This window comes from Jiangella rhizosphaerae (assembly GCF_003579925.1).
GTDB lineage: Bacteria > Actinomycetota > Actinomycetes > Jiangellales > Jiangellaceae > Jiangella > Jiangella rhizosphaerae.
In genome coordinates, this window is sequence record NZ_QUAL01000311.1 from 1 (window position 1) to 4458 (window position 4458).

Sequence of the window (4458 nt, forward strand, 5' to 3'; positions counted from 1 at the left end):
CGCAGGGCGACACCGTCGCCGTCGATCCCGGCCCAGAGCACCGCGCGCCCGAACCGCCCGGCGCCGGCGATGCGGGCCGTCGTCGCCGGGTGCCGGCGGGCGGCGCGCGCCAGCCGCTCGGTCAGCTCGGTCAGCTTCTCCTCACCGACCTCGCCGTAGAACGCCAGCGTCAGATGCCAGGCGGCCGGGTCGGACCAGCGCAGCACGCCGTCGCGCACACCGTCGACGATGGCGGCCAGGTGCGCCACCGCGTCCGGCGGCGGCTCGACGGCGGCGAACAGGCGCATACGGAAACAATTCCATGGCGCGGCCGGCGCGGGCACTGCGACCATGACGCACCATGACGAGCTCGTTGCTTGCGGAGGTCTCCGGGGCCGTGGCGGACGGCATCGCCGCCGCCCACCCCGCGCTGACCGGCGCCGACCCTCTGGTCCGGCCGAGCGAGCGGGCGGACTTCCAGTCCGGGGCCGCGCTCGCGCTGGCCCGACGAGCCGGCCTGTCGCCCGGCGAGCTCGCGGGGCGGGTGGCGGCCTCGGTGCGGACGAACGCGCTGGCCGACGTGCGGGTGTCCGGGCCGGGGTTCCTCGAGCTCACCGTCGCGCCCGACGCGGTGTGGCGGCGGGTCGCCGGCCGGGCGGCGCAGGCCGGCCTGGGCGTCCCGCGCGTCGAGGCGGGCCGGCGCACCGTCATCGACTATTCAGCACCCAACATCGCGAAGGAGATGCACGTCGGGCACCTCCGCTCCACGATCATCGGCGACTGCCTCGCCAGGGTGCTCGACAGGCTCGGCGCCGACGTCGTCCGGCAGAACCACCTGGGCGACTGGGGCACGCAGTTCGGCATGCTCATCCAGTACCTCGACGAGCACGCCGACGCGGCCTGGCGGCGCGGCGACCTGGCCGGCGGTGTCTCGTCGGTGTCCGCGCTGGACGGGCTCTACCGGGCGGCGCGGGCGCGGTTCGACGCCGACGCCGCGTTCGCCGGCCGGTCGCGGGAACGGGTGGTCGCGCTGCAGTCCGGCGACCCGGCGACCGTCGCCGTCTGGCGCGAGATCGTCGCGGAGTCCGAGGCCGCGTTCCGGCGGCTCTACGACCGGCTCGGCGTGCTGCTGACGCCGGCCGACTCCGCGGGCGAGTCGTTCTACCACGACCGGCTCGGCGATGTGGTGGACGAGCTGACGCGGGCCGGTGTCGCGGTGGTGAGCGACGGCGCCGTGGTGGTGTTCTCGGCGGACGAGACGGGCCCGGACGGCTCGCCGGTGCCGCTGATGCTGCGCAAGCGCGACGGCGGCTACGGCTACGACACCACTGACCTCGCGACACTGCGGTACCGGGTGGCCGAGCTGCACGCCGACCGGATCCTCTACGTCGTCGACGCGCGGCAGGCGCTGCACTTCCGGCTGGTCGCCGGGACCGCGCGGCGGGCCGGCTGGCTTCCCGACGGCGTCGAGGTCACCCACGTCTCGTTCGGCACCGTGCTGGGCCCAGACGGGCGGCCGTTCCGGACTCGGGCCGGCGACACCGTCACGCTCGGCAGCCTGCTGGACGCCGCGGTCGAGCGCGCTCGGGCCGTCGTCGCCGAGAAGAACCCGTCGCTCGACCCGGCCGAGGCGGACCGGATCGCCGAGCTGACCGGCATCGGTGCGGTCAAGTACGCCGAGCTGTCGACGTCGCGGACCAAGGACTACACCTTCGACGTCGACCGCATGGTGTCGTTCTCCGGCAACACCGGCGGCTACCTGCAGTACGCGCACGCCCGGATCGCCGCGATCCTGCGCCGCGCCGAGGGCGGGCCGGACCCCGTCGTCGACGTGACGGCCGCCCTGCACCCGGCCGAGCGGGCGCTGGGGCTCGCGCTGGACGGGTTCGGCGACACGCTGGCCGACGTGGCCGCGACGCTGGAGCCGCACCGGCTGTGCACGTACCTCTACGACACCGCGCGGGCGTTCACGGACTTCTACGAGGCGTGCCCGGTGCTGGCGGCGCCGGAGCCCGAGCACGGCAACCGGCTCGCGTTGTGCCGGCTGACGGCGGCGACGCTGCGCGAGGGCCTGAGGCTGCTGGGCATCGCGGCGCCGGAGCGCATGTGAGCGTCAGGCCACCCGGACCTGGGCCGGCTCGTCCGCGGGCATCGGCGCCGGAGCCGTCGTGACGACGACCAGTCCGGGTCGCGGCCGCAGCCGGGTCCGCACGACGACGCCGCTCCTGGGGGCCAGGAACAGCAGCGCCCCGATGGCGAACGCCGCGGTCAGGATGCCGCCGCCGAGCAGCGACCAGCGGGCGCCGAACGCGTCGGCGACGAAGCCGATGAGGGGCGCGCCGAACGGCGTGCCGCCCATGAAGATCATCATGTAGAGCGACATGACCCGGCCGCGGACGTACTGCGGCACCGTCGTCTGTACGTACGCGTTGGCCGCGGTGAGCACCGTCATCGCGATGATGCCGACGGGCACCAGCGAGACGGCGAACAGCACGTACGACGGCATCAGCCCGGCCGCCACCTCGAACACCCCGAAGACGACCGCCCCGCCGACGATCAGCCTCCGGCGCGGCACCCGACGCCGGGCCGCGATGAGCGCGCCGGACAGCGTCCCGATGGCCATGATGGAGCCGAGCAGGCCGTACTCGCCCGGGCCCTTGTCGTAGACGTCGGTGGCCATCAGCGCCATGGTCATCTGGAAGTTCATGCCGAACGTACCGAGCCCGAACATGATCGTGACGACCATCAGCAGGTCAGGGCGCGACCACAGGTACGACACGCCCTCGCGCAGCTGCGAGAAGGCGCCCGCGCGCTCGACGTCGCGCTTCGGGCGGCCGCCGACGCCGCGGAGCAGCAGCAGCGCGAGGATCGGCGACACGAACGACGCACCGTTGAGGACGAACACCCAGCCGGTGCCGATGAGCCCGATGAGGATGCCGGCGATGCCCGGGCCGATCAGCCGCGCCGCGTTGAACGACGCGCTGTTGAGCGCGACCGCGTTGGTGAGGTCGTCCTTGCCGACCAGCTCGGAGACGAACGCCTGCCGGGCCGGGTTGTCCAGCGCGCTCCCCACGCCGAGCAGGAACGCGAGCACGTAGACGTGCCAGATCTGCGCCAGCCCGGTGAGGGTGAGCACGCCGAGGGTCAGCCCGACGAGGCCCAGGAACGCGTTGGTGAGGATGAGCAGGCGACGCTTGTCGAACCGGTCGGCGAGCAGCCCGCCGAACGGCGCCACCAGCAGGAACGGCAGGAACTGCAGGCCCGTGGTGATGCCGACCGCCTGGGCGCCGCCGCCGAGCACGACCAGCACCAGCCAGTCCTGCGCGATGCGCTGCATCCAGGTGCCGACGTTGGACAGGAACATGCCCGACCAGTACAGCCGGTAGTTGCGGTGCCGGAGAGAATGGAAGGTGGGACTCACAGGCCGGCCAGCTTCTCGAGCACGGGCAGCGCCGCGCGCAGCCGCTCGCGCTCGTCGGGGGTGAGGTCGCGCAGCTTGTGCGTCAGCCAGGCGTCGCGGCGCTTGCGATCGGCCGCGGTGCGCGCCTTGCCGGCGTCGGTGATGCGCACGTTGATGACCCGGCGGTCGACCTGGTCGGGCTCGCGGACGGCGAGACCCAGCTCCTCCAGGCCCGACACGATGCGCGTCATGGACGGCGGGCGGATGCGCTCGCACGCGGCCAGCTCGCCCACCGGCAGCGGGCCCTTGCGTTCCAGGATGCCCAGCGCGGACAGCTGGTTCAGCGTCAGGGAGTCGTCCTCGCGCTGGTTGCGGATGCGGCGGTTCAGCCGCCCGACGGCGATGCGGAGGGAACTGGCCAGGCCGGCCTGGGTACGCGGCTGCGCCGGGCCCGAGCGCGCCGGCTGGCTCTGGGGCGCGGTGTTCTGGGAGATCTTCGCGGCTGGCACTTTGGTTAGTCTAACTCATTACCTTTGCTAAAGGCCAGTGGCGTCCTGTCGGTTTGGTACTGGCGTGGGTGACGCGGTGCGTGTGCTTCGGGGCGTGTGCGCGGGCGGCGCCGGCCGGGCCCGTCAGCCGCCCATCGGGTTCCACCGCGAGCCTGCTGACCGTTCACGACGCTGGAGCCGCGCCACCCAGAACCATCCAAGAAACGAGGCGTCAGAGCGCCCCGTTTCTTGGATGATCACGAACGTGGACGGGGGCGGCGGGCGGCCGCGGCCGGCCGGATACTCCGTCCTCCGGCCGGGCCGCGTCGATCGTCGGCGGGACCGGCGTCAGGCGGTGTCGGAGCGGCGGGCGCGGCGCCCTCGGTAGCGGCTGCCGCCCTCGGTCTCGTCGGCGTCCGCGGCCGGTGTGTCGTCCACGGCGCGCCGGCCGCCGAAGGTGGTGTCGAGCAGTGGCTCGTCGTCGTCCAGAGGCGACGGGGCGGGACGGGACGGTGCGTCGCCGAAGAGTTCCGAGGCCGCCGGCGGGGTGCGCCGGACCGGCCGCTCGGACGGCTGGGGCGCCGGGCGGCG

The 4458-nt window shown here is 73.8% G+C and carries 4 protein-coding genes and 1 pseudogene; 1 reads left to right on the forward strand and 4 read right to left on the reverse strand.

Features of this window, described 5'->3' with window-relative positions:
- A partial coding sequence (locus DY240_RS23765; RefSeq protein WP_233552852.1) for a 2'-5' RNA ligase family protein occupies positions 1 to 287 on the reverse strand: 287 nt, incomplete at its 3' end.
- A 53-nt stretch (positions 288 to 340) separates the two neighbouring features.
- Here DY240_RS23765 and argS point away from each other — a divergent pair.
- Positions 341 to 2089 (forward strand): arginine--tRNA ligase, encoded by a 1749-nt coding sequence (argS, locus tag DY240_RS23770; protein WP_119662212.1) that lies wholly within the window; start codon positions 341 to 343, stop codon positions 2087 to 2089.
- A 3-nt stretch (positions 2090 to 2092) separates the two neighbouring features.
- Here argS and DY240_RS23775 read toward each other — a convergent pair whose 3' ends face one another.
- The 3 genes and pseudogenes from DY240_RS23775 to DY240_RS32425 all read right to left on the reverse strand — a co-directional run.
- On the reverse strand, positions 2093 to 3400 hold the full coding sequence (locus DY240_RS23775; RefSeq protein WP_119662213.1) for an MFS transporter: 1308 nt from the start codon (positions 3398 to 3400) through the stop codon (positions 2093 to 2095).
- Positions 3397 to 3888, reverse strand: coding sequence for a MarR family winged helix-turn-helix transcriptional regulator (locus tag DY240_RS23780; protein ID WP_233552853.1), 492 nt, complete (start codon positions 3886 to 3888; stop codon positions 3397 to 3399). Before DY240_RS23780 ends, DY240_RS23775 begins: the two co-directional genes overlap by 4 nt.
- A 327-nt stretch (positions 3889 to 4215) precedes the next feature.
- Positions 4216 to 4458 (reverse strand): annotated as a pseudogene (locus DY240_RS32425) (hypothetical protein); the annotation flags it as partial.